The sequence below is a fragment of the Kitasatospora sp. cg17-2 genome (genome assembly GCF_054031055.1).
The window spans coordinates 1,817,910-1,841,324 of sequence record NZ_CM132923.1 but is presented as its reverse complement, the minus strand read 5'-3'; the positions used below and the strand labels follow the sequence as shown (position 1 = coordinate 1,841,324).

General features: G+C 75.6%; 16 protein-coding genes. 9 read left to right on the top strand and 7 right to left on the bottom strand.

Going from position 1 to position 23,415, the window contains the following annotated elements; genetic code table 11:
* Positions 1-256: 256 nt before the first annotated feature.
* The 5 genes from ACW14Y_RS07300 (at position 257) to ACW14Y_RS07280 (ending at position 8,546) form a co-directional block, all read left to right on the top strand.
* Entirely contained in the window at positions 257-1,684 is a 1,428-nt protein-coding gene (locus ACW14Y_RS07300) for a hypothetical protein (protein ID WP_456986266.1), read from the top strand.
* Positions 1,674-3,794 carry an AAA family ATPase gene (locus tag ACW14Y_RS07295; protein ID WP_456986265.1) on the top strand — a complete coding sequence of 707 codons (2,121 nt, stop codon included), beginning with the start codon at positions 1,674-1,676 and terminating at the stop codon, positions 3,792-3,794. The genes ACW14Y_RS07300 and ACW14Y_RS07295 overlap by 11 nt, the downstream gene beginning before the upstream one ends.
* Positions 3,782-4,510 (top strand): 4Fe-4S cluster-binding domain-containing protein, encoded by a 729-nt coding sequence (locus ACW14Y_RS07290; protein WP_456986264.1) that lies wholly within the window; start codon positions 3,782-3,784, stop codon positions 4,508-4,510. The genes ACW14Y_RS07295 and ACW14Y_RS07290 overlap by 13 nt, the downstream gene beginning before the upstream one ends.
* On the top strand, positions 4,498-5,157 hold the full coding sequence (locus ACW14Y_RS07285) for an FHA domain-containing protein (protein WP_456986263.1): 660 nt from the start codon (positions 4,498-4,500) through the stop codon (positions 5,155-5,157). Before ACW14Y_RS07290 ends, ACW14Y_RS07285 begins: the two co-directional genes overlap by 13 nt.
* Before the next feature lie 230 nt (positions 5,158-5,387).
* Positions 5,388-8,546 (top strand): protein kinase domain-containing protein, encoded by a 3,159-nt coding sequence (locus tag ACW14Y_RS07280; protein WP_456986262.1) that lies wholly within the window; start codon positions 5,388-5,390, stop codon positions 8,544-8,546.
* Positions 8,547-8,608: 62 nt separating this feature from the next.
* Here ACW14Y_RS07280 and ACW14Y_RS07275 read toward each other — a convergent pair whose 3' ends face one another.
* Both ACW14Y_RS07275 and ACW14Y_RS07270 read right to left on the bottom strand, forming a co-directional pair.
* On the bottom strand, positions 8,609-9,151 hold the full coding sequence (locus ACW14Y_RS07275) for a hypothetical protein (protein ID WP_380308505.1): 543 nt from the start codon (positions 9,149-9,151) through the stop codon (positions 8,609-8,611).
* Positions 9,152-9,283: 132 nt separating this feature from the next.
* Positions 9,284-9,856: a TetR/AcrR family transcriptional regulator gene (locus ACW14Y_RS07270; RefSeq protein ID WP_380308503.1), complete on the bottom strand. Its 573-nt coding sequence runs from the start codon at positions 9,854-9,856 to the stop codon at positions 9,284-9,286.
* 162 nt (positions 9,857-10,018) lie between these two features.
* Here ACW14Y_RS07270 and ACW14Y_RS07265 point away from each other — a divergent pair, with 162 nt between their 5' ends.
* Entirely contained in the window at positions 10,019-10,459 is a 441-nt protein-coding gene (locus ACW14Y_RS07265) for a nuclear transport factor 2 family protein (RefSeq protein WP_380308501.1), read from the top strand.
* Positions 10,460-10,580: 121 nt separating this feature from the next.
* On the opposite strand, the gene ACW14Y_RS07260 is transcribed toward ACW14Y_RS07265, so the two are convergent.
* On the bottom strand, positions 10,581-11,795 hold the full coding sequence (locus ACW14Y_RS07260) for a serine hydrolase domain-containing protein (RefSeq protein ID WP_456986261.1): 1,215 nt from the start codon (positions 11,793-11,795) through the stop codon (positions 10,581-10,583).
* 300 nt (positions 11,796-12,095) lie between these two features.
* Positions 12,096-12,650, bottom strand: a complete 555-nt coding sequence (locus ACW14Y_RS07255) for a hypothetical protein (RefSeq protein ID WP_456986260.1) — start codon at positions 12,648-12,650, stop codon at positions 12,096-12,098.
* A 91-nt stretch (positions 12,651-12,741) separates the two neighbouring features.
* On the opposite strand from ACW14Y_RS07255, the gene ACW14Y_RS07250 reads away from it, so the two are divergent.
* Positions 12,742-16,944 carry a CHAT domain-containing protein gene (locus ACW14Y_RS07250; RefSeq protein ID WP_456986259.1) on the top strand — a complete coding sequence of 1,401 codons (4,203 nt, stop codon included), beginning with the start codon at positions 12,742-12,744 and terminating at the stop codon, positions 16,942-16,944.
* Between the two features lie 86 nt (positions 16,945-17,030).
* Here ACW14Y_RS07250 and ACW14Y_RS07245 read toward each other — a convergent pair whose 3' ends face one another.
* Positions 17,031-17,681 carry a tetratricopeptide repeat protein gene (locus ACW14Y_RS07245; RefSeq protein ID WP_380308493.1) on the bottom strand — a complete coding sequence of 217 codons (651 nt, stop codon included), beginning with the start codon at positions 17,679-17,681 and terminating at the stop codon, positions 17,031-17,033.
* Between the two features lie 401 nt (positions 17,682-18,082).
* On the opposite strand from ACW14Y_RS07245, the gene ACW14Y_RS07240 reads away from it, so the two are divergent.
* Both ACW14Y_RS07240 and ACW14Y_RS07235 read left to right on the top strand, forming a co-directional pair.
* Positions 18,083-20,041, top strand: a complete 1,959-nt coding sequence (locus ACW14Y_RS07240) for an IPT/TIG domain-containing protein (protein WP_456986258.1) — start codon at positions 18,083-18,085, stop codon at positions 20,039-20,041.
* A gap of 230 nt (positions 20,042-20,271) precedes the next feature.
* A complete protein-coding gene (locus tag ACW14Y_RS07235; protein WP_380436819.1) occupies positions 20,272-20,667 on the top strand; it encodes a hypothetical protein in 396 nt (131 codons plus the stop codon).
* Positions 20,668-20,735: 68 nt separating this feature from the next.
* Here ACW14Y_RS07235 and ACW14Y_RS07230 read toward each other — a convergent pair whose 3' ends face one another.
* Positions 20,736-22,235 carry a hypothetical protein gene (locus ACW14Y_RS07230; protein ID WP_456986256.1) on the bottom strand — a complete coding sequence of 500 codons (1,500 nt, stop codon included), beginning with the start codon at positions 22,233-22,235 and terminating at the stop codon, positions 20,736-20,738.
* Positions 22,236-22,765: 530 nt separating this feature from the next.
* Positions 22,766-23,410: a GntR family transcriptional regulator gene (locus ACW14Y_RS07225; protein WP_340633636.1), complete on the bottom strand. Its 645-nt coding sequence runs from the start codon at positions 23,408-23,410 to the stop codon at positions 22,766-22,768.
* Between the last annotated feature and the right edge of the window lie 5 nt (positions 23,411-23,415).

Genomic DNA, 23,415 nt, shown 5'->3' with positions numbered 1-23,415 from the left:
TCGTGCGCCAATGTAGCGCGTCGGAACGCGCCGCGGGCGATGATCCCGGATTGGCAAAGGCGGAACGCGACCGTCTGATCTGCGGCATGATGGGCCCTCAGCAGCACTTCGGGGGCGGTGCCGGTTCGCGCGCGGTCGAGATGTCTCGTACACGACCCGCACCGGCCCCGGCGGCGCGCGAGGGGTGAGAACCGGACCGGTGCCAACTCCCGGTCGGTGCGCGCCGCAGTCATGACTCGCACTCGGAAGGCGGCCGGTGAGCAGTTCCGCGGGATACGGGTGGTCCTACGTCGACCAGGAGGCCGAGCGCCGCAGGCAGTTGCGCGCCCGCCTCGCCGCCGAGGCGCAGCGGGCCGAGAACCTGCGCCGGGCCGAGGCGCGGCGGGCGGAGCTGCGGGCCCGGCTGGGCGAGCTGAACGAGCAGGCCCAGGGGCTGCGCGGGGAGGCCGGGCAGCTGCGGCGCGCGTACCGCACGGCCCGGGTCACGGTGGAGACGGTGACCGTCGGGGCCGGGGCGGACGAGGCCGAGCTGACGCGGGCGGTCGAGCGGGCCCGGGCGGCGAACGCGCGGGCCGCCCAGGAGCTGGCGGAGGCGGTGCAGGACGTGTGGTCGGCCGTGCTGCCGGAGGCGGTGGCCGAGCCGGAGCGCTCACGCCCGACCCGCGCGGAGACGCGTCGTGGCGCCGGAGAGGCGAAGGCGGCCGCCGCGGCCGAGGCCGAGGCCGCCGCGGCGCAGGCCCGGGCCGAGTCGGCCGCCCGCGTGGAGCGGGTCCGGTCGGGGGCGCTCGTCGAGGCCCAGGCGGTCCTGGACCGCGACGTGCCCCGCTGCGACCCGGCCGATCTGGAACGGGTGGCGGGCCTGGTCCGCGCGCTCCGGGCGGCCGCCACCGTTCCCGAGGTGCGGGCCACGCTCACCGACCTCGCCGCCCTGGTCCAGCATTCGGTGGGGCGCCGTGCCCGGGACGAGGAGCGGGCCGAACTGCGGGCCGCCCTGGCCGAGCTGGTGCGGGAGGCGGAACCGGACGAGCGGGGCCGGCTGCTCGCCGACCTCGCCGCCGCCGAGGACCCGGCCTTCCTGCGGCCCGCCGTGGAGGCGGCCGTGGCGCGGGCCGACGCCCGCCGCAACCGGGTTCCGGTGGCGGCGGCGCTCGCCGAGGTGCTGCGCGGGCGGGACTACCTGGTCGGCGAGGACTTCGAGGACCTGCTCGCGGCCGAGGGCGAGGTGGTGGTGCCGTTCGGCGACCCGGATCCGGACCCGGAGCGGGCCGGAGCGGTCGGGGGCGGAGAGGTCGAGGACGGCGACGAGCCGCCGGCCGCCGGGTACGGGCTGCGCCTGGTACTGGCCCCGGACCGGGCGACCCTCTCCACGGCGGTGGTCCGCCGGGAGGACGCCGGTACCGGTGACGCCTGGCAGGACGAGGAGCAGGACGAGAGCGTCCAGCAGTGGTTCTGCGAGGAGCAGCTGCCCGCGATCGAGGAGGGCGTCCGGCAGCAGGGCGTGCGGCTGGAGCGGACGTCCGCGATGGCGCCGGGGGCGATGGCCGCGGGCACCGTCCCCGGCGGGTCGTGGCCGCAGCCGCCGTCCGCCGCGACCCCGCGCCGCCGCGGCAGCCGGTCGAAGCGCTCCGGCGCCACCGGGGCCGCCGCCGTCCGCAAGCCGCAGGAGCGTGGCCGTGAGCGCTGAGCAGCAGGGGGACCCGGCCGGTCTGCGCAAGGACGCACCGCCGGCCGGTTCCGACGCCACCCGGGACACCTCCGACCCCCGCCCCGCGACGCCCAGTTGGATCCGCGAGCTGGACATGGCGCTCACCGTCCACCCGCAGGTGCTGCTGACCGGGAACGTCCGCGACCAGTACCTGCTGCCCGACGACCACGCGGCCGGCAGCAGCGCCACCCTCGCGCCGTACAGCCTCGGCGAAGTGATCGAGTCGCTCTGCGCCGCCCGGGGTTACGGTGCCCTCGCCTTCCTCGACCAGGTGCACGAGCGGATCACGCTGCTGCGGCTCAGCGCCACCGTCGCCCAAGTACCGGCGGTGCTGCGGGAGTTCGCCGAGCGGGACGAGAAGTGGCGGCGCGGCCGGGACAGTCAGGGCGCGGACGGCGCCGACGACGAGGACGAGCCGGAGATGCTGGACCGGCTGCGCGACGCGATGGTGGGCGTCGTCCACCACCCCGGCCCGCCGATCGGACTGGTCGTCCCCTACTCCGGCCGGCTCGGCTCGCCGCAGGCGCCCGTCGCAGGGGAGGCCGCCCGGCTGTTCGCGGCCGCCGAGGAACTCGGGCACACCGCCCGGCCGGTGCAGGGCGCGAGCGCCGTCACACCGTACAACACGGTGTTCTGGGTGGTGGAACGGCAGGAGGAACTGCCCAGGGAGTTCGCGGTCGGCAGCCGCGCGGTGCGGGTGATCAGCGTCCCGCAGCCGCCGCACGACCAGCGCCTCGCCGCCGCCCGGCACGTGGTCGGCGGGCTCGCCCGCTACCAGGCCGCGACCGGCGGACCGGCCCTCACCGAGGCCGAGACCGCGACCGCGGCCAAGGCGCTCGCCGACTCCTCGCACGGCATGGGCAGTTCGGAGGTGATGGCGATCGGCCGGATGGCCCTGGACCGGAACCTCCCGGTGCAGCGGCTGGACGAAGCGGCCCGCCTCTACCGGATCGGCGTGCTCGACAATCCGTGGGCCACCGTCGAACTGCGCGAACGCATCGCCACCGGCGAGGAGTTCCTCAACGGCAAGGTGATCGGCCAGCCGTACGCGGTGCGCCGCACCCTGGAGATCTTCATGCGCTCGGCAGCCGGGCTGAACGGCGCCCAGGCGTCCAGCTCGCCCAGCCGGCCGCGCGGCACCCTGTTCCTGTCCGGCCCGACCGGCATCGGCAAGACCGAACTCGCCAAGGGCGTCGCGGAGATGATCCTCGGCAAGGACGCCAGGCCGATCCGCTTCGACATGAGCGAGTTCGCCGAGGAGCACGCCCGGGACCGGCTGATCGGCGCCCCGCCCGGCTTCGTCGGCCACGACGCGGGCGGCGAACTCACCAACGCCGTCCGGGCCAACCCGATGAGCGTGCTGCTCTTCGACGAGATCGACAAGGCGAACCCCAGGCTGTTCGACCTCTTCCTCCAGATCCTGGAGGACGGCCGGCTCACCGACGGCCGGGGCGCCACCGTCTACTTCACCGAGTGCGTCCTGATCTTCACCTCCAACCTCGGCATCACGGCCCCCGGGACGGGCGAGCCGCCGAAGGACGGGGCGGGCGCCGGGGACACGGGCGCCTCCACCGGCAGTGGCACCGACGGGGCCGGGGGCCGTGATGCCGCGGAGGCCGCCCCCCGCACCGGCCGGCGCCAACTGAGCCGCCACGACGATCCGACGGTGGTTCGCCAGGCCCTGCGGAACGCCTTCGACGACTTCTTCAACGACACCATCAAGCGGCCCGAGCTGCGCAACCGCTTCGGTGACAACTTCATCCCGATGGACTTCATGCAGGAGAAGTGGGTGCCGCGGATCCTCGACAAGGCCATCGCCTCCGTCGCGGGCCGTGTCCTGGAGACCCACGGCGCCGAGCTGCTCCTCGCCGACGACGCGTGGGAGGTGCTGCGGGTCGAGGCGACCCGGCGGCTGGACCACGGCGGCCGAGGGGTGCTGACCGCGGTCGAATCGGCGCTGGTCAACCCGCTCGCCAAGGAGGTCTTCCGGGCCCCGCCCCGCCGGGGCGAGCGGCTCCGGGTCGTCGCGATCGAGGGCGACGGGGACGGCGAGGTCTACCGGCTGGAGGTCGAGCGGTGGCAGGGCTGAGCGCGGCCGGCGGCACTCCGGCGACTGCCGCTGCCGCTGCCGAGACCGCGACTCCGGCCGTCGCCGCCCTCGTCGGCCAGGTCTACCGGCCGGTGACCTCGCTCGGGCCCGGCCGACGGCTCGGCGTCTGGTTCCAGGGCTGCACCCTGGCCTGCCCCGGCTGCATGTCCCGGCACACCTGGGAGGCCACCGGCGGCCAGGAGTTGACCGTCGAGCGGTTCACCGCACTGTGGCGGGCGGCACTCGCCGACGGTCTCGACGGCCTCACCGTCAGCGGCGGCGAACCGCTGGAGCAGCCGGCCGCGCTCGCCGCGCTGCTCGCCGCCGCCGACGCCGAGCGCCGCCGTGCCGGGCGTCCGGCCGACCTGCTGGTGTACACCGGCTGGGAACCGGAGGAACTGGCCGCCGACCCGGCCACCGCCGCCGCGCTGGACGGCGCGGACGCGGTGATCACCGGCCGTTACCGGGCCGGACAGCCCACCCGGCTCGCCTGGCGCGGCTCGGCCAACCAGCGCCTCACCACCCGCACGGCCCTCGGCCGGGAGCGGTACGCGCCCTACCTGGACCACCGGCCGGAGCGGCCCGAGCTCCAGGTACGGGTGAGCGAGGGCGAGGTCCGGGTGATCGGGGTGCCGCGCCCCGGGGACCTGGGCCGGATCGAACGAGACCTGGTCCGACGCGGCGTGACCCTCCAGGAGACCTCGTGGCGACCGTGATCTACCGCTGCCCGGTGGGAGCGCCGGGGGAGTGCCCGCCCTCCGCTACTCGGGGGTACTGCCAGGTGCACATGTTCCAGCAACTGGAGCGCCACGACCCGGCCGAGGACGTCCCGTCGGCCGACACCCCGACCGACGCCCCGGACGACGCCGCGCCGGTCGCTGCTTCGCCCGCCGGTGCCCGGCCGGCCGCCGACCCGGAGGCCGCGACCCGCCCGGCGCGCCCGGCCCGCGCGGCGCAACCGCAGCAGAACCGGCAGCAGCAACAGCAGCAGGACCGGCGGCCACAGCCGCGGCCCGCCCGCCCGCCGGTGGTCCGGCTGGCCCTGCTCGTCGCCGGGGTACTGCTGCCCGTCCACGCCGAACACCGGCGCGGGGGAGGCGGGCTGGCGATCGGCCGCGACGAGCCCGACTGCGCGGCGGTCCCCGGCCTGGCTGGCCTCGACCAGCTCTCCCGGCACCACGCCCGGCTGCGCTGGATCGACGGCGCACTGTACGTCGAGGACCTGCGGTCGACCAACGGCACCTTCGTCGACGGCCGTCGGATCGAGGAGCCGACCCGGATCGGACCGGGGTGCCGGTTGAGGTTCGCGCTGGACCTGGACGTCCAGGTGGTCGAGATCGACGAGTTCGGCGCGCCCCGGTGAGCCGGGGCCGTGAGGAGGAGAACGGCGCGATGGCCGACACACCGCCGGAGCCGGGCCCGCCCACCCGCGTCCAGCGGCCGAGGACCGATCCCGGCGGCTCGGCCGAGAGCCCGCGTACTCGCGTGCAGCGCCCGAAGGCCGGTCCCGACGCCCCTGCCGAGAGCCCGCGCACCCGTGTGCAGCGCCCGGCCACAGACCCCGGCGGCTCGGCCGAGAGTCCGCGCACTCGCGTGCAAGGTCCGAAGGCCGACCCCGGCGCCACCGCCGCTACGGGCACCGTTCCCGGCGCGCGTACCCGCGTCCAGCGCCCGGGCGGCCCGGTCCCGCCCAGGACCCCGGCCGAACCGTCGCCCACCACCACCCCGCCCACCGCCACCCCGCCCACGGGTCCCGCCGACTTCCCCGCCGCCCTCACCGACCGCTACCACCCCGTCGGCCGGGTCGGCTCCGGCAGCGAGGGCACCGTCTGGCACGCCCGCCGCGTCGACGCCCGCCGCGTCGACGCCCTCCGCGCCGACGGCCGTGGCGCCGACGGAGGCCGTGGCAGCGGCGGCAGCAGGAAGAGCCGCGGGTCCGGCGCCGGCAGCGGGACGAGCGACGGCGACGCGGCCGTGAAGGTCGGCTACCCGGGTGTGCGGGCCGAGACCGAACTCCTCGCCCACCTCGCCAGCGACCCGCTCTTCCGCCGCCACGTCCCCGAGATCCTCGGCCACGGCCGGGTCGAGCACGCGGGCGCGCTCTGCGACTGGCTGGCGATGGAGTACCTCCCCCTCACCCTCGCCGACCACGTCGCCGCGCTGCGCGGGCAGGGCCGCCTCGGCCGCCGGGGCGAGACCGAGCGGATCGTCCGCGAGCTCGTCGACCTGCTGGAGTTCTGGCAGGTGAGGATCAAGCGCAACCCGGTCGACTTCAAGCCCGCCAACATCCTGGTCCGCCAGGGCGGCCGGAACGGCGGCTCCGCCGCCGAGTTCGTGGTGGCCGACTTCGGCGGCGTGGCCAAGCTGACCGCCAGCCGTCGCTTCGCCACCGACATGCAGGTCACCGTCGCCTACATGGCACCGGAACAACTCGCCGGCAGCAACGACCCGGCCGGGCCCTGGTGGGCGCTCGGCACCATCCTCTACGAGGTGTTCACGGGCGCGAGCCGCTACCGTCGCGCGGACGGCGGCCTGGTCAGCGACGAGGCCCTGCAGTTCCGGCTGGTGATGGACGACGAGGTGGACCTCGCCGCCGTCCCCGACGAGCGCCACCGGCTGCTGCTCCAGGGCCTCTTCACCAAGGACCCGGCCGACCGGTGGACGGCGCCGCAGGTCCGGGCCTGGCTGAACGGCGAGAGCCCGGAGGTGGTCCGCAGCCGCGTCGCCCCGCCGCCGCCCGCACCGACCCCGCCGCCCGGGCCCGAGCACCGTCCGATCGCCTTCCGGGAGGAGGACTTCCACGAACCGGCGGCGCTCGCCGAGGCGTTGCTGAAGCGCTCCGCGGACGCGGCGGCCTGGCTGGTGAGCGGTGGCGCCCGGCGGCTGCGCGACTGGCTCCGGGACGAGGTCAAGGACACCGTCCTCGACCTGCACTACCTCAAGGACGTCGAACGCGGCACCTCCGCCGAGAAGTCGGCGGCGGCCTCCCGGGCCGTGCTGGCCCTCGGGGCCGCGTTCACCCCCGGGGCGGTCCCGTACGTGCGGGACCGCCGGGTGGACGCGGCAGGGCTGGTGGAACTGGCCGAGCAGCCGGACGCGTCGACCGTGGTCGACGAACTGGTCGCGGCCGGGCTGCTCGGGCTCGCCGCCCGCTTCCACTGCGGCCACCCGGCCTGCCCGGAGCGGGCCTGCGCCCGGCTGCTGGGGCTCACCGAGCTCGCCGCCGTGCTGATCCGGGTCGAACGCGAGGCCCGCACCCTCGGCGGCCGCAACGGCAACAACGCCAACGCCAACAACGGCCGCAACGGCAACGCCAATGGCACCACCGCCGACGGCCGTCTCACCACCGCCGAGCGCAAGGCCGCCCGCCGCTGGATCCTGCTGCTCACCCTCCAGCCGGACGGGCAGCGACGCGCCCTCGTCCGCCGCCTCTCCGCCCTGCCGGGCCCGCTGGGCGTCCTGCCCGCACCGGTCCACTCGACCGTGACCGCCGTGACCGACGGGGCGGGTGCTCTGGTGGCACGGGTGCGCGGCGGCGGCCGGGAGCGGTTCCGCCGCGACTGGTCGGATCTGCGCCGCCGGGCGCTCACCGCCGACCCGGCGACGGCCGACGGGCGGGGCGTGCTCGCCGCGGCGGCCGTGCTCCAGGTGCGGAGCGTGCGGTCCGGCGGCGCACAGCGCGGCCGCAACCGGGGGGCGTGGAAGGCCGACCTGCGCGCCTGGCGGAGCGGTGCGCAGAGCGCGCTGCCCCGCCGCGCGGTCGCCGGCGTGCTGCTGTTCCTCTGCCTCGCCGCCACCCTGTGGGCGGGCACGGTCCTGCGGATCTCCTTCGACGCCGGAGTGGGCGGGGCCGTGTCTCCCGACGGCGCGTTCGGCGGTCCGCTGCGGACGGCGGGGGAGGCCGCGGCACGTGCGACGGCCGGTCAGCTCGGCGCCGCCCTGGTCGCCGCCCTCGCGGTGGCCGCGTTCCCGGCCCGGATCGGGCGCCGGATCCTGTTCCTCGCCGCCGCCGCCTCCTTCGCCATCGGCTACCTGCACCTCGGTCCGCCGATGACCGTGCTCAGGCCGCCGCAAGCGGTGATCGACCGGGTGGTCGTGTTCGAGGGCGGGACGGCGAGCTGGGCCGGTGCGGCGGCGATGGCGACGCCCGCCCTGGTGCTGTTCGTCAACGGCCGCTCGGTGCGCTGGCTGCTCACCCCGGCGCACGAGGCCGCGCAACGGGCGGCCGGCGACCGCCGCAACCTCGCCACCCGCCGCCGCGCCCGCGGCAACGGCACCGGCGCGGCCCGGCGTTGGCGCCCCGGCCGTGACGGCTACCGGGACCGGCTGCTGTTCTGGCTGGGCGGGACGCTGGTGCTGACCCTCGTCCTCTGGGCGGCGGTCGAAGTCCGGCTGGCCGTGGTCCACCGTGACGACCACCCGACTCCGGCGTCCTGGGGCACCGGCCAGGTCGGCGCGGCCTACCAGGCCGACTACCTGCTCCTGCTGGCCTTCCTCACCCTCGTCGCCGCGGCGACCGTCCCGCGCGCGGCCCGGCGGCTGCTGGCCGCCGCCGCGGTCGGCACGGCGGTCCTCGGCGCCTGGCCCCCGCCGCTGGGCCCGCTGGAGGCGCTGCGCATCCCCGTCCTGGGCCCGTGGTTCCGCGCGCTCGCCGAGCTCTGGGGCCATGCCGCCTTCTGGGCGGCGGTCCTGGTGGTGCTCCCGCTTGCCTGCTACCTGGCCGTCTGGACCTCCCGCCGGATCGGCGAGTAGGAACCAGGAGGAACGAGCAGGAAGTCGGCCGGCCCGACTTCCTGCTCCGGCACCCCGCCCCGCTACGGGCAGAGGCGCCCCGGCCGGCACTCGGGGTCGGCGTCGGCGGGGCGGTAGTTGGACCACCACAGTGCCCGCTGGCCGTAGTAGACGACCAGGTTGCCGCCGTTCTGGACGGCGAGGTAGGCGCCGGGGTGGCCGGCCGTGCGGCTCTCCCACAGGGGGCGCCAGGCGGCGTCGTAGGCGGTGAGGTTGCCGTCGGCCTGGACGTAGAAGTACGAGCCGAGGCCGTAGGTGCCGACGGCCGTCCAGATGGCGACGCCGTTCTTGTACAGGACCACATGGCCGTCGTACTGCTGGTACAGCACGGTGCTGCCGTCCGGCGAGGACCAGCTCTCGCCGCGGTTCAGGCCCGCGGTGGCCCGGACGACGGTCTGGTCGGCGTTCGACACCGCGGCACCGGCCGGGGCCGCGGCGACCGGACCGCTCGCGGCCGGGGCACCGTCGGCGGCCCGGGCGGCGGTCCCGCCGAGCAGGCCGGCCGCCATCAGCACGGCACCGGCCGTGACACCGGCGCGGGGGACGAGGGATCTCGCGATTCTCATGACGGACACACTCCCGAAGTCGTCTCTGCCTGGGTGCGGCCAGTCTCACGGCGCCCGCCGTGCCCGGGCAAAGCCCTTCGACCTCCCTCGAATCCGGGCGCCCGGCGGCGGGGCAGTGCCCGGGTCGGAGGTTCAGCGCGGGCGCAGTCCGGTGAACACCACGTCGAGGAGGCGCCCGCGGGCGGCCGGGTCGGGGCCGAGCTGCTCCAGAGCGGCTCCGGTGCCGACGAGCAGCGCCACCAGTTCGGGCAGGGTCAGGTCCGCGCGGACGGCCCCGGCCCGCTGGGCGCGGTCCAGCAGTTCCGCCAGCCGGGTGCGGATGACGTCGGAGGACGCGCGCAGCGAGGAGTGCACGTCGATGCCGGCCGCGGCGAGGGCCCGGGCGAACTCGTCCTTGCCGGCGGACTGTTCGACGATCAGCCGGAAGCAGCCGAAGAAGGCCTCGGCGGGTTCGGCCCCGGCGGCCAGTTCGGCCGTCCGGGCCGCGATCGTCTCCAGCCGGCGCACCATCACCGCCTCCAGCAGCGCCTCCTTGGTGGGGAAGTGCCGGAACAGCGTGCCGACGCCGACACCGGCGGCGCGGGCGATCTCCTCCGTCGGCACACCGGCGCCGCAGGTGGTGAACACCTCGGTGGCGACGTCCAGCAACTTGGCCCGGTTGCGGGCCGCGTCCGCCCGGAGCGGGCGCTCCTGTGTGCCGCTCATTCTCTCAACTCCCTTTCGTTCGAAGGCGGGAACGCCGGACGGCGGACCCTGGACAACCGGACTGCCCGGTCCGTATGGTCGTACCGGAGTCGCTGGTCCGGTTGTTGTGCCGGCCGCATCCTCGTCCCTGTCGTTCCGTCCTTGTCCTTCCGGGGGTTGATCATGTCCGAAACGCGGTCACCGCGCGAGACCTTCCACGCACTGCTCGACGGCATCACGGCCGGACGCTTCACCGAACTCGGCGCGCTCTACGCCGAGGACGTCGTGGTGGAGACGCCCCTCGAACCCGGCGGGCCGGGCAGGTTCGAGGGGCGGAAGGTGCTCGCCGAACGGTTCGCCCAGCTCGGCGAGCAGTCCCCGCTGGAGCTGAGCGCCCGCAACGTGGTGGTCCGCGGGACCGACGACCCCGAGGTGATCGTCGCCGAGTGGGACTACGAGGTGCACCACCGCACCACCGGGCGGAGGCTCACCGCCGCCAACATCCAGGTCCTGCGGGTGCGGGACGGACTCATCGTGCACAGCCGCGACTTCCACGACCACCTGGCGCTCGCCGCGCTCACCGGCACGCTGCCGCAGCTGGTCGCGGCCCTGGAAGCGGAGTAGCCGCGGGCGGTCACGCCCCTCCTGCCCGCCGGCGCGGGGGCCGGTCCGCCCGGCCCCCGCGCCCCCGCGCCCCCGCGCCCCTGCACCCCTGCACCCCCCGCCCCCGGAGCCTGCGCGGGCGCTACTTGCCGGGCGGGATGTCGTAGACGTGATCGGGCGTCACGATGCTGGTGACCGCCTTGCCGACCAGCGTGCTGGGCTCCGAATTCTGGGCGGTGATGTCGGAGTTGAGCAGCAGCACCAGGGTCGCGCACTCCTCCGGCAGGTAGACGGTCAGGCTCTCGTAGCCGGGCAGCGAGCCGTTGTGGCCGATCCAGCCGCCGATGTTGAAGATCCCCAGCCCGTAGTCCGCCCCGGGGATCCCGGTCGGCAGCATTTTCAGGCGCTGCTCCTGGGTGGCGGGGGACAGCAGGGTGCCGGTGGCGAGGTCCTTCGCCCAGTGCTTCAGGTCGCGCAGATCGGACACCATCGCACCCGCCGACCAGGCCCAGGAGGGGTTCCAGTGGGTGGAGTCGGCGATCTCCCCGGACAGCGTCTGGTCGGTGTAGCCGTGCGCGTAGGGCACGGGCAGCGCGGTGCCCTCCGGGTAGAGGGTGTGCTCCAGGCCGCTCGGTGCGGTGATCCGGTCATGGACGAACTGCTCGATGCTCTGCCCGCTCAGCTTCTCCACCAGCAGGCCGAGCAGGATGTAGTTGCTGTTCGAGTACTGGTAGCGGGTGCCCGGCGGGAACACGTTGTCGTGCTTGTACCCGTACGCGAGCAACTCCTGCGGGGTGAACACGCGCTGCGGGTCGCCCAGGAAGTCGTTCCCGAAGTCCGCGTCCGCGCTGTACGGGAACAGCCCGCTGCGCATCTCCAGCAGCTCGCGCACGGTGATGACCTCCCCGCACGGGACGCCGTCCAGGTAGGTGGCGATCGGCTCGTCCAGGCCGACCAGGCCGTCGTCCACCAGCTGCAGCACGGCCGTCGCGGTGAAGGTCTTGGTCTCGCTGCCGATCCGCTGGTTCAGCCGGTCCGTCATCGGCGCGCCGGTCTCCTGGTCGGTCACGCCGAAGGCCCGGACGTACCGCCCCCGCCCCGGCAGCCACAACCCGACCTGCACCCCGGGAATGCCCGCCTCCCGCATCACCCGCTGCACGGCCTCGTCGAGCCTCGCCTGCAGCTCCGGGCTCAACTCCCGCGCCTCGTCGCCCTCCACGCCGCCGTACCCGGCGGGCGCGACCGCCGGCACGGCCGCACCCGCGAGCGTGGGCGCACCGGCCGCCGTCAACGGCAGCAGTCCGGCGACGGCGAGTGCCGCCACGACGAGCGTACGGACCGGCGAACGTCTTCTCATGATCCAGGGCCTCTCTGCGATTCGGGGCATCCGCTCCGCCGATCGTCGGCGAGGAGCCCCCGCCAATTACCCCGTCCACCGGTACGAACCATCCCAAACCATCCCGATCCACCCGATCGGCGGACCCGGGACGGAGAACCGGCCCGGGTCCGGCACCCTGTGGACCGGCCGTGGGCGCCGGCCCCTTCTACGGAGACGGCCAGTACGCCGACGGCGGGGGCGAGGAGAGCCGCTGCTGAGCCGCACCCGCGAGGACGCCCCCGGGGCGCCGGACGTCCGGCGCCGCGGGCGCCGCCACCCTCACGGGATGCGTGGCTCGGCGGCCCACTCCGCCAGGACGGTGAAGTCCGCCGCCGTCAGGCCCACCCGGGGGTCGATGCGGTGGAGGAGGGCCGGGCCGGTGTGGTGGGTGGCGACCCAGGTGCGGTCGGCGTCCGTGATCTCGTCGTCGACCCAGGCGAAGGGGCGGCCCCGGGCCCAGGAGACGATGGCGGGGGTCTTCCAGAACACGCCGTCCCCGGGCTGCGGCCGGGGGTCGGGCCAGGTGATGACGGGGAGTTCGGGCAGGCCCAGCAGCGGGGCGACGAAATCGTTGGCCTCGGACTCCCAGGTTGTCGCCCAGACCAGATCGAAGGGGAGCGCGGCGAGGGCCGGGCCGTGGGTGGGGTCGAGCCACACCCGGAGGGGCTTGACCGGCTTGTTGGGCAGGCCGTGGGCGCGGAGGCGGGCCCGTTCGGCGGCGTGCCAGCGCGGTGTCAGCAGCCGATGGGTCCCGTAGCCCTCGGGGCGCCGGTACGGCTTGGCCGCGTACGGGTTCAGCGGGCCGTCGACGTCGAGCAGGAGCAGCGGTTGCATCGGGTTCACCTCCGGGGACCGTCCCCGCACCGTAGCGTGTGGGCGGCGTGCGGAGCACCGGGATTGATGCGGCGGAGGGGATGATCGGGTGGTGGGGGACGAGGTCGGCCGGCTGGTCGGGAGGGGGCGGCGGCTGCTGGACGAGCACGAGTCGGCGACGGATCCGCGGCGGTCCGCGACGGCGCTGTCCGGTGCGCTGACCGCGTTCACGGCGGCGCGCACGCTGCTGGAGGACGCCGGGCCGGCCGCACCGGGCGGGACGCTCGCGGAGGTGCGGTGCCTGCTCGGACTGACGCTCGGGGCCCGGTACTGGAACGGCATCGGGCGGCCGGAGTTCGCCGAGGACGAGGACATCCGGGCCGCGGTTCGGGCCGAACGGTCCGAGGCCGTAGAGCTGTTGACGCTCGCCCTGGCCGTGCTCGACCCTGCCGCGCCGGAGCGGGCGGTGCTCTCGGGGAGGCTCGGGCTACTGCTGTACACGCGGTCCGAGGACGGGGAGGAGGACGGGCGGTCCCGCCCGGAGGACCTCGACCGGGCGGTGGAGGCGCTGCGCCTGGCCTGCCCCGTCCCGGTGCCGCTCGGCCCCTTGCAGGTACTCGGCGGGCACGACCGGGACGACGCCCACGGAGCCCACGACGCCTACGACGAGCAGGATCCCGGCTTCCTGATGGCCCTCGGCAGTGCCCTCGCCGACCGCCACGACCGCGACGGCGCCCCCGCCGACCGCGCCGCCGCCGACGCCGTCCTGACGGGCCTGCTCGACCGGCTGCGCCCGCAGCCGTGGCACGAACCGGGCGCCGCCCCACCGCGCCCCGACCCGGCCGCCGAGCCGGGCCCGGCCGAGCTCGCCGAGTCGGTCGAGCTGCTCTCCCGCCAACGCCTGGTCCAGCTGCTGCTCGGCCCGGAGGAGGACGGCGACGGGGACCCCGGGGCGGTCGACCGGGCGGTCGCCCAACTGGAGCTGATCGCGGCCACCACCGGGCCCGACGCGCCCGCCCGACTGTGGGCCGGCCTGGTCCTGGTGGAGCGGTACGAGGCCCGCGGCGGCGGCACCGTCCGTCCCGAGGACGCCGCCCACCGGCTCGCCCGGCTGCGCGACCTGCGTCGGCTGCTCCCGCCCGGGGAGCCGGAGGGCGGCATGGTGCGATGGCTGCTCGGGAGCACGCTCGGCGGCCTCGCCCGGCTCGACCGCTACCTCCCGACCGCCGAGGCGGCGGAGGCCGTCGAAGTACTGCGCGAGGGCCTCGCCGGGATGGCCGGGGACGACCCGGTGCGGCCGGCCGCGCACGCGGTGCTCGGCACGATGGTCAACGCGCTGTGCGAGCAGCAGCCCGACTCCTACCGCCTGGAGGAGGCGCTGCACCACCTCGAACGGGCCGTCGACACCATGGCGGAGGAGGACCACGGCATCCGCCGCAGTGACATCCTCCAGCAGCTCGCCCACGCCTCGATCGCCCGGGACGAGTTCTCCACCGACCGGGCCGCGCTGGACCGGGTGATCGGCCTGCTCGACGACGCCCGGGCCCGGCCCTCCGGCAGCCCGTGGTCGGAGGAGCACCTGGACGGCTCGCTGGCGGCCGCGATGAGCAAGCGGTTCACGTTCACCAACGCCGCCGCCGACCTGGACGCGGCGATCCGGCACGAACGCGCCGCGTTCCGGCGGACCGCGCCGGACGACGTCAACCGCGTCGTCCACCTGGAGAACCTGTCCGTCAGCCTCTACCGGCGCTACCTCGTCGGCGGCGACCACCAGGACCTGGAAGCCTCCCGCCGCTACACCGACGAGGTGGTGTCCTTCCTCGCCACCAGCGACCTTCCGGGCGTCGGGCGGCTGCTCGGCGGGCAGCGGCCGATGCTCGAACGGACCCGGCTGATGCTGGAGTTCCAGGCCGCCCTGGTGGTCCAGGACGTCGCGACGATGGAGCGGGTGGTGGCCGAACTGGAACCGCTGGTCGCGGCGGTGCCCGAGGACGACCCGCTCCGGCTGCTGGCCCGCGGCGACCTCGGCGTGGTGCTGTTCCTCCACGGGCTGCAGGCAGGGTCGGACCGGTTGGCGGACGCGCTGGATCTGATGACGGAGGCGGCGGACGCGACGCCGCCCGGTCACCTGTACAAGGCCGTGCTGACCCTGCGGGCCGCCGGTGCGCTGGTCATGCTCGCCGTGCGGAGGCCGTTCAACGAGCACTTCGCGAAGGACGCGCTCCGCTGTGTCGACGGCTTCCTCGCGGAGACCGACCCGACCGGCCTGGAGGGCTCCCGGGGCCTGCTGCTGCGGGCCTCCCTGCTGCTGGAGCGCTACCGCCACGCGCGCCGGCCCGCCGACGCCGCCGAGGCGCTGGCTGCGGCCGGGTCGGTGCGCGAGCGGATGCGGCAGGGGACGCCGACCCGGCTGCTGGCGAAGGTGAGCGGGATCCTCGCCGCCGTCCACCGGACCCGGCTCGGGCCGGAGGACCGCCGGCTCGGCCGCGAGTTCGGACTGGCCGGGCTGCGCGAGCTCGCCGCCGCGACCCTGCTCCAGGCTTCGGCCGAACCCGCCCTGGTACTGGCCAGGGACGCCGCGTCCGAGGCGGTGACGATCGCCGGGTGGTGCATCGCCGACCGGGAGCACGAGGCGGGGGACCACGGGGCGGGGGAGCACGGGGCGAGCTCCGGCGACGGCGACACTCACCTGCGCGCCGCCGTCGAGGCGCTGGAGCTGGGCCGGGGCCTGGTGCTGCACGCCTCCACCGCCACCACCGACGTCCCCGACCAGCTGCGGACCGACGGGCACCACGACCTCGCCGACGCCTGGCTCGGCGTCGACATCGGCACCGCGGGCGGCAGCCGGTCCGGCGCCGGACCGGAGGAGAGGACACCCGCCGACCCCTTCGACTTCGACGCGCTGCTCGGCCTGCCCGGCACCCTGCTCGAATCCCTTCCCGGCGGCGCCGACATCCCCATGCCCGACGACCTGCGCCGCCGCGCGCTCACCGCCCTCGCCGCCTCCCCGGCCGGGACGGCACTCGTGTCCGCGCCCCCGGTCGAGGAGATCGCCCGGAGCCTGCGCGCGGCCGACGCGGACGCCCTGGTCTACCTGCTGCCGGCCGCCGACGGGCGCAGCGGCACCGCCCTGCTGGTCACCGCCACCGCCACCGACGGCCAGGACGCCACCGACGGCGAGCACGGCGGCACCGTCGACGTGCTGCCGCTCACCCTGGTCAGCAGCTCCGCACTCGACCTGCTGCACGCCTACCGGCGGGCGCACCGCGAACGCCAGGCCACCCTGGACGACCTGCCGCCCCGTCACCCCGAGCGGATCGCCGCCCGGCGCCGCTGGCAGGGCACCCTCCGCGAACTCTGCGACTGGGCCGGCACCGCCGTGATGCGCCCGCTGCTGCGCCACCCGGCCCTGCGGGCGGCCGCCGCCCGCCGCGCGCCCGGCGCGCCGCCCCGGCTGGTGCTGGTGCCGTTCGGCGCCCTGGGCGGCGTGCCCTGGCACGCGGGGCTGCTCAGCAGCGGGCTGCGCGACGGCGGTCGGCCGGTCCGGGCGGTGGAACGCGCGGTGGTCTCCTACGCCGCCTCCGCCCGGCAGTTCTGCGAGGTGGTCCGGCGGCCCCGGCTGCCGCTCGCCGAGCGGCCGGTGATCGTCGGCGACCCCACCCGGGACCTGATGTTCGCCGAGGTCGAGGCCGAGTACCTGCACACCGACCACTACCCGCACGGCACCCTGCTCGGCTACGTCGAGGACGCCGAGGGGGCGGGCACCCCGGCCGAGGTGCTGGCCGCGCTGCCCGCGCCCGGACGCGCCGGGGCCTCCGTGCTGCACCTGGCCTGCCACGCGCTGCCGTCCGGGCGCTCGCCGCTCGACGCCTACCTCGCCCTGGCCCCCGACCCGGGCACCGGGGACGGGCACGGCCGACTGCCGGTCGGTGACATCCTCCGCCAGGCGCTGGGCCGCCCGCCCGGCTCCCCGGGCGGGCTGGTCGTGCTCGACGCCTGCGTCAGCGACCACACCGGCGAGGACCTCGACGAGGCGCTCACCCTCTCCAGCGCCTTCCTCGCCGCCGGGGCGACGGGCGCGGTCGGCTCGCGCTGGGAGGTGTCCGACGAGATGGTCTGCGTGCTGATGTACGTGCTCCACGGCCGCCTCGCCGCCGGTGACCCGCCCGCCGAGGCGCTGCGCCGCGCCCAGCTGTGGGCCCTCGACCCCGACCGCCGCCTGCCGCCGGACGCCCCGCCCGAACTCCACTCGCTGGCCCGCCGCAGCCCGGACGCCCTGGAGGTGTGGGCGGCCTTCTCCTACCAGGGCTACTGACCCGGCGACCGGCCCGGGACCGACCGCTCCCCACGGGGCGCCGGGACGTGGGGATCGTGTCGTTCGTGCGCAGCTCCGTGAACGGGCTACGGGAGCGCGAGTTCCTTCCGGGCCTCGGTGATCTGGTTCAGCACGCCGTGCGCCTCGGTGGTCTCCGCCAGCTCGGTCGCCTCGGTGAGCAGGGCGGCGGCGTCCTCCCGGCGGTCCTGCTGGGCGGCGAGGTGGGCGAGGCCGACGAGGTTGGCGGCGATGCCGGGCAGGAAGCCGAGTTCCCACCGCAGCCGGGTGGACTCCTCCAGCCGTTCGCGGGCCGTCGGCAGGTCCCCGGCGAGGTGGGCGGCGATGCCGAGGTGGCGCAGCGCGTAGCTGGTGGTGAGGAGGTCGCCGGTGCGGGTGGCGAGGGCGAGGGCGCGCTCCAGGGCGGGGAGGGCGGCGGCCGCGTCGCCCCGGACGACCTGGTGGAACGTACCGGTCCAGAACAGCGCCTCGCCCTCGCCCCGGGCGTCGCCGAGCTCGCGGTAGTACGCGGCGGCCCGTTCGAACAGTTCCAGCTCGCGCGGGTCCTCGACCCGGTCCGCCAGGAACCGGGCGTGCAGCACCCGCCCCCGGGCCAGCGCGAGGTCCGCCTCGACCCCGTCCAACTCCCGCTCCGCCGCGGCGAGTCCACTCGCGTCGCCGCCGAACACGGCTGTCTCGTAGTGGAGTCCGGCCTGTTCGATCCGTATGTCCCTGGTCATGTCCCGATCGTAGGACCTACCCCGCCACCCCGCCGGTGCGTTCGCCGCGATCGCTGCGGGCACGGCCCCGGTACGCAGCGACGAGGTCCGTCCCGCCGGACATCGATGTCCCCGTTTGTCATGAAGGAACCGTCGATCGGCCACCTTCGGTCAAGTTCTGACATCAGGCCGGGCGCGGGGTGCGGCGCTGGGACCATGTGAGCACTCGGCCGTGCCCGGTCCTGCGGGCGCGCGAGTCGCGTGCCGTCGCGGTCCGGACCGGGCGGCGGTGGTGCGCGGGGGCGGGGACGGCCCGGCGGCGGGTGCCGCGGGGGCGGTTCCGTCCTGTGCGACCGCACCGCTGCCGGTTTCCCGGGGCCTGCCGGTCCCCGCCGTCGCGGTGCGGACCGGAAGGAGAGACAGTGTCGTCTTCCCGTTCTCGCAGATCCCGGCCCGCACGCCCGACCGGCCGCTCCCGGCGCCGTCCCCTGATCGCCGCGGCGTGCTCCGCCGCCCTGCTCGTGACCGGCCTGGTCACCCTGGGCGCCGCGCCCGCCCAGGCGACGGCCGGGGGCCGATCGGCCTATGTCACCAACCTGCGCGGCAATTCGGTGTCGGTCGTCGACACCGCGAGCGGCACCGTCACCGCGACCATTCCGGTCGGCAGGTTCCCCGAAGGGGTGGCCGAGTCCCCCGACGCCTCGCGCGTGTACGTCGTCAACGACGGGGACAACAACGTCTCGGTGATCGACACCGCCACCAACACGGTCACCGCGACCGTCCCCGTCGGCGCGATCCCGGGCCCGGTGGCGGTCTCCCCCGACGGCTCCCGCCTCTACGTGGGCAACAACATCGCCACGGCCGTCGGCGGGATCACCGTGATCGACACCGCCACCAACACCGTCACCGCGACCTTCGCCACCGGCAGCCAGCCCTTCGGCATCGCGTTCGCGCCCGACGGCGCCAAGGCCTACGTCGCCAACTTCGTGGGCAGTTCGGTGTCGGTCGTCGACACCGCCACCAGCACGGTCACCGCGACCATCACCGACCCCGACGCCAGGACGCCCGCGGCCGTGGTGGTGGCCCCCGACGGCGCCCACGTCTACACGGCCAACTTCAACAGCAACACGGTCTCGGTCATCGACACCGCCACCAACACCATCACCGCCCTCGTCCCCGATCCCGGCGGCCCGGAGGGGATCGCGATCGCCCCGGACGGCGCCCACGTCTACGTGGCCAACGCCAACGCGGGCAACGTCGCGGTCATCGACACCGCCACCAACACCGTCACCGGGACGACCGCGGTCGGCTCGGGGCCCGTCGGCGTCGCGGTGGACCGGGTCGGCGGCAGCGCCTACGTCACCAACTCCGGCTCCAACACGGTCTCGGTGATCGACACGGCCACCGGCACGGTCACCCGCACCGTCCCGGTGGGCACCACCCCGTTCGGGGTCACCGTGACGCCCGCTCCGGTCGCCGTCACCGCGATCACGCCCACCCAGGGCCCGGCCTCCGGCGGCGGCACCGTCACCCTCACCGGGACCGGCCTGGCCGGCGCGGGCGCCGTGAGCTTCGGCGGCACCCCGGCCACCGACGTCACCGTCGTCGACGACCTGACCGTCACCGCCACCGTCCCGGCCCACGCCGCCGGCCCGGTGGACGTCACGGTCACGACCCCGGCCGGCACCAGCCCCGCGTCCGCGGCCGACCGGTACACCTACTTCGCGCCGCCGACCGTGACCTCGGTCAGCCCCACCAGCGGTCCCACCGCCGGCGGCACCCCGGTCACGGTCCACGGCACCGGCCTGACCGGCGCCACCGCCCTCACCTTCGGCCCGGGCAGCCCGGCCACCACGCTGTCCTGCACCAGCGACACCACCTGCGCGACGGTCTCCCCGGCCCATCCGGCCGGCCCGGTCGACATCCAGGTCACCACCCCCGGCGGGACCAGCGCGACCAGTGGCGCGGACCTGTTCAGCTACGTCCCGCCGACCGCCGACCTCGCCGTGACCGTCGCCGGCCAGCCCCATCTGGGCATCCTGGTGCCCTACCTGACCTACACCCTCACCGCCCGCAACAACGGCCCCGATCCGGTCACCTCGGCCACCGTCACCGCCACTCTCCCGCCGGGTGCCAGTGCTACGAACCCGTCCCCCGGATGTACCGCCACGACGCACACCGTGACGTGCGCCTACGGCGGCATCGCCAGTGGCGCGAGCGTCGTGAGTTCCTTCCGCGTGCCGCTGGGCCTCCTGTCGCTCGGGCCCGTCCAGGTGACCGCGGTGCGCACGGCCTCGGCGCCCACCGACACCACGCCGGCCAACGACACCGGTACGGCCACCTGCACCGTCGTCTCCCTCGTCCTGGCCGTCTGCCCCTGACCCCTCCGCCCGCCCGGCGGTCCGGCGGACGAACACGCCGGACCGCCACATGCGGTGAGGACCCGTCACGGCGGGGGGCAACGCGCTGCGAGCCGGGCGGCCACCAGGAGTCCGGACCGAGGCCCGCGGCACCTGGTGGCCGCTTCGTGCCGGTGCGGAACCACCGGTCGGGGTCCGTGCGTGATCGGGGGTGTCCCGGTACTTCCCGTCCTCGCACACGTTGGAGTCCCATGACCGACTACCGGACCGTCGGCCTCGTCCATCTGTTCATCGCGGGCGTCTCCGTCCTCACTCCGTTGATCGGCGCCGTGGTGGCGGGCACGTACATCCGCCGCCGGGGGCGCAACGCCCGGCTGGCGATGATCGGTTGCCTGGTCACGGCCCTGGGGCCGATCGTCCTCGTCCTGGGGACGGGGTTCGGCCTCGACAGCCTGTTCGGGGGTGTGGAGCCGCTCCTGGCACTGAGCGTCGTCTCGGCGGTCTCGGCCCTGTTCCACCTGGCCGGTCTCCTCCTGGTCCTGGCCGGGGCCCTCACCGTTCCGGCCCGGTCCGCCGCCCACCAGGCTCCCTATCCCTACGCGGCACCGTTCCACGTCTACCCGACCGACGTGCCCCCGGGGCACTGACGCGGGGAGACGTGCCGGTGCCCGCCCCGCACGGAGGCGGGGCGGGCACCGGACCGGTCGAGGGAAGGTCAGAAGAGGGGGAGGCGGCGGCTGAAGGCGTCGGTGGCGGTGTTGGTGTCGCCGGGGACGAGGGTGCCGTCCTCCGAGGTGAAGACGAGGGTGGTGCCGAGGGCGTCGATGAGGGGCTCGGAGGAGAAACCGGCGGTCTGGGCGCCGTCGGAGGAGACGCTGACGCGCTCGGTACGGCCGGTCCACAGGTCGTGCCGGAAGATGTCGTCGGTCAGGTTGGTGTCGCCGGGGACGAGGTTCTCGGCGTCGGAGACGAAGTAGACCCAGCGGTTCCCGGCAGCCATGACGGCACCGTAGGAGGAACCGGTGGTCACGGTGCCGGGCAGGCCGGCCGGGAGGCGGTGGACGGTGCCCTGCCGCAGGTCGCGCACGAAGACCTCGTAGTGGCGCTGCGAGCCGGAGCTGCCGGGGGTGTTCGGCACGAGGACGGAGAACAGCGCGTAGCGCCCGTCGGGGCTGAAGGTGCCCTCGGAGGAGCCGACCAGTTGGCCGGTCTCGTCGACGCTGCCGCCCTTGAGCTGCCCGGTGGCGACGTCGTGGACGTAGAACGGGTACTGGCGCGGCCTGGTGACCTCCGCGCGGGCGCCGGTGGCGGCCCCGGCGGCGGGGGCGTAACCGTGGCGGGCGGGGCGGCCGGGCACGTGCTCGTCGGCGGTGGCCGAGGCGTCGGACGCCGCGAGGGAGGAGACCTGGCCGCCGCCCTCCTCGGGCGGGAGCAGGTTGGTGGCCTTGGAGACGAAGCCGACCCGGCTGCCGTCGCCGCTGATCACCGGCGCGGCGGACGGGCGGTCGGCGGGCGTGCCGTCGGCGGCCCGGGTGACCAGCCGGGTGGTGCCGCTCCACCGGTCGAGCAGGTAGACGTTGGCGACGCGGTTGACCGGGTCCGGGACGAGGTCGGTCCGGCTGGAGGCGAAGGCGACGTAGCGGCCGTCCCAACTGATCGACGCCAGGTAGGAGTTGAGGTCCGGTACCTCGCGCTTCGGGTCGCCGGTGGTGAGCCGCTCGGTGCGGCCGGTCCAGCGGTCGCGGAGGTAGATGTCCTCGGCGCCGTTGGTGTCGCCGGGCACGAGCGCGGCGGTGGAGGTGAAGACGACGTAGCGGCCGTTGCCGCTGATCGAGCCGTCGTAGGAGCGGCCGTCGGCCTGGGCGCCGGTGGAGGTGAGGCTGACCCGCTCGGTGCGGCGGGTGAGGAGGTCGCGGACGAACACGTCCGTCGCGCCGTTGGTGTCGCCGGGCACCAGGTTGGTGGCGTCGCCGCCGAGGACGGCGTACCGGCCGTCGGCGCTCACGCTGTCGGCCCAGGTCGCGCCGTCGGGCTGGGCGCCGCCGACGCCGACGGTGAGCCGGGTCGTGCCACCGGCCGGGGCCGCCGCCGGGGCGGCGGTCGCGGTCGCGGCGGTGCCGGCGAGGAGGCCGGCCGTCAACAGGGCCGCGGTCGCGGCGAGGCGCCGACGGCCGGGCCGTCCGACGGCGATGGTCGGTGTGGTGCTGCTGCTCATCGGGAGTCTCCCTGGATCGCGCCCTCGCCCGCGCGCCCGGCGCTCCACCGTGGACACACGGCCCGCCCCCCGGCGGTCGGCTCGGGGTCGAGCCAACCGGCTCGGACGGGATGTCGTCAACTGCCCGGGCGGGCCTTGGCGACATTCCGCCATCGTGGCGCGTGCCGCCGCAACACGTCCTGGGCGGAAGGGACTTGGCGGTGTCCGACGGTCGAGGGCGGTCGGGCGACGGCCGGAAGGTGCCGGGCCGGACAGCGCCGGGCCCGGGCCGGACCGGGGAGGCCGAGGCGTGCCGCAGCCGTCCCGGGCCCGACGGGGGAGGCGGGCCCGGGACGTGCTGAAGTCGCGCTGCTGACAAGCGCGTTCACCGGCCGCCGACGGATCGGGGTCCGGCTCTGCGACTACCGTGGACCAGGCCGGCCGGGGGTGTCAACGCGGATCGCCCACCCGGCCCCCACCGGGCCCCGACGGCCCGTCGGGGGCTGCCCCAAGAGGCAGTATCGGCGCAGGTCGGCCCCGCCCGACCGGCCTCAGTCCGCCGGGATGTGCGCGAGCATCCGCTCCATGCCGCCGACCCAGTTGGCGCGCAGCGCGGTGATGGCGCCGGGCAGGTCGTCCTCCAGCAGCCGGCGGGCGATCTCGCAGTGCTCCTCCGACTCGCGCGCCACCGGCTCGTCCTCCGCGACGACCAGGTTCTCGTAGCGCCGCATCCCGGCCTTGACCCGGGTGAGGAGGTCGATCAGGCGCTCGTTGGAGCAGCCGCTGAGCAGCAGGCCGTGCCACTCGTCGTCGCGCCGGTCGACGGTCGCGTGGGTGGCGACCTGGTCGGGGAAGCCCTGGGCGAGGTCCAGTAGACGCGGGGCGATGGTCCGCAGGTGCGCCGGGTCGGAGGACTCCAGCGCCAGCGACTCCAGGGCGGCGACGATCGCGACCAGTTCGCGGAACTCGGTGCGGCTGACCGGGGCGAAGCGGAAGCCCCGGCCCTGGTTGCTCTCCAGGACGCCCTCGCCCGCCAGGGCGATCAGGGCCTCCCGCAACGGGGTGCGGCTGACCCCGAGTTCGGCGGCCAGGACCGCCTCGTTCACGTCGGTGCCGGCCGCGAACTCGCCGCGGGTGAGGCGGTCCATCAGCTCGTCGCGGATCTGCTCGCGCAGTGGGCGGCGCTCGATCGCCATCGGGA

Coding starts and splice junctions, on each gene's coding strand:
- ACW14Y_RS07260 (WP_456986261.1), bottom strand. CDS start 11,795: ATGAGAAGACGTTCGCCGGTCCGTACGCTCGTCGTGGCGGCACTCGCC.
- ACW14Y_RS07275 (WP_380308505.1), bottom strand. CDS start 9,151: ATGAGAATCGCGAGATCCCTCGTCCCCCGCGCCGGTGTCACGGCCGGT.
- ACW14Y_RS07255 (WP_456986260.1), bottom strand. CDS start 12,650: ATGCAACCGCTGCTCCTGCTCGACGTCGACGGCCCGCTGAACCCGTAC.
- ACW14Y_RS07270 (WP_380308503.1), bottom strand. CDS start 9,856: ATGAGCGGCACACAGGAGCGCCCGCTCCGGGCGGACGCGGCCCGCAAC.
- ACW14Y_RS07265 (WP_380308501.1), top strand. CDS start 10,019: ATGTCCGAAACGCGGTCACCGCGCGAGACCTTCCACGCACTGCTCGAC.
- ACW14Y_RS07245 (WP_380308493.1), bottom strand. CDS start 17,681: ATGACCAGGGACATACGGATCGAACAGGCCGGACTCCACTACGAGACA.
- ACW14Y_RS07235 (WP_380436819.1), top strand. CDS start 20,272: ATGACCGACTACCGGACCGTCGGCCTCGTCCATCTGTTCATCGCGGGC.
- ACW14Y_RS07225 (WP_340633636.1), bottom strand. CDS start 23,410: ATGGCGATCGAGCGCCGCCCACTGCGCGAGCAGATCCGCGACGAGCTG.
- ACW14Y_RS07230 (WP_456986256.1), bottom strand. CDS start 22,235: ATGAGCAGCAGCACCACACCGACCATCGCCGTCGGACGGCCCGGCCGT.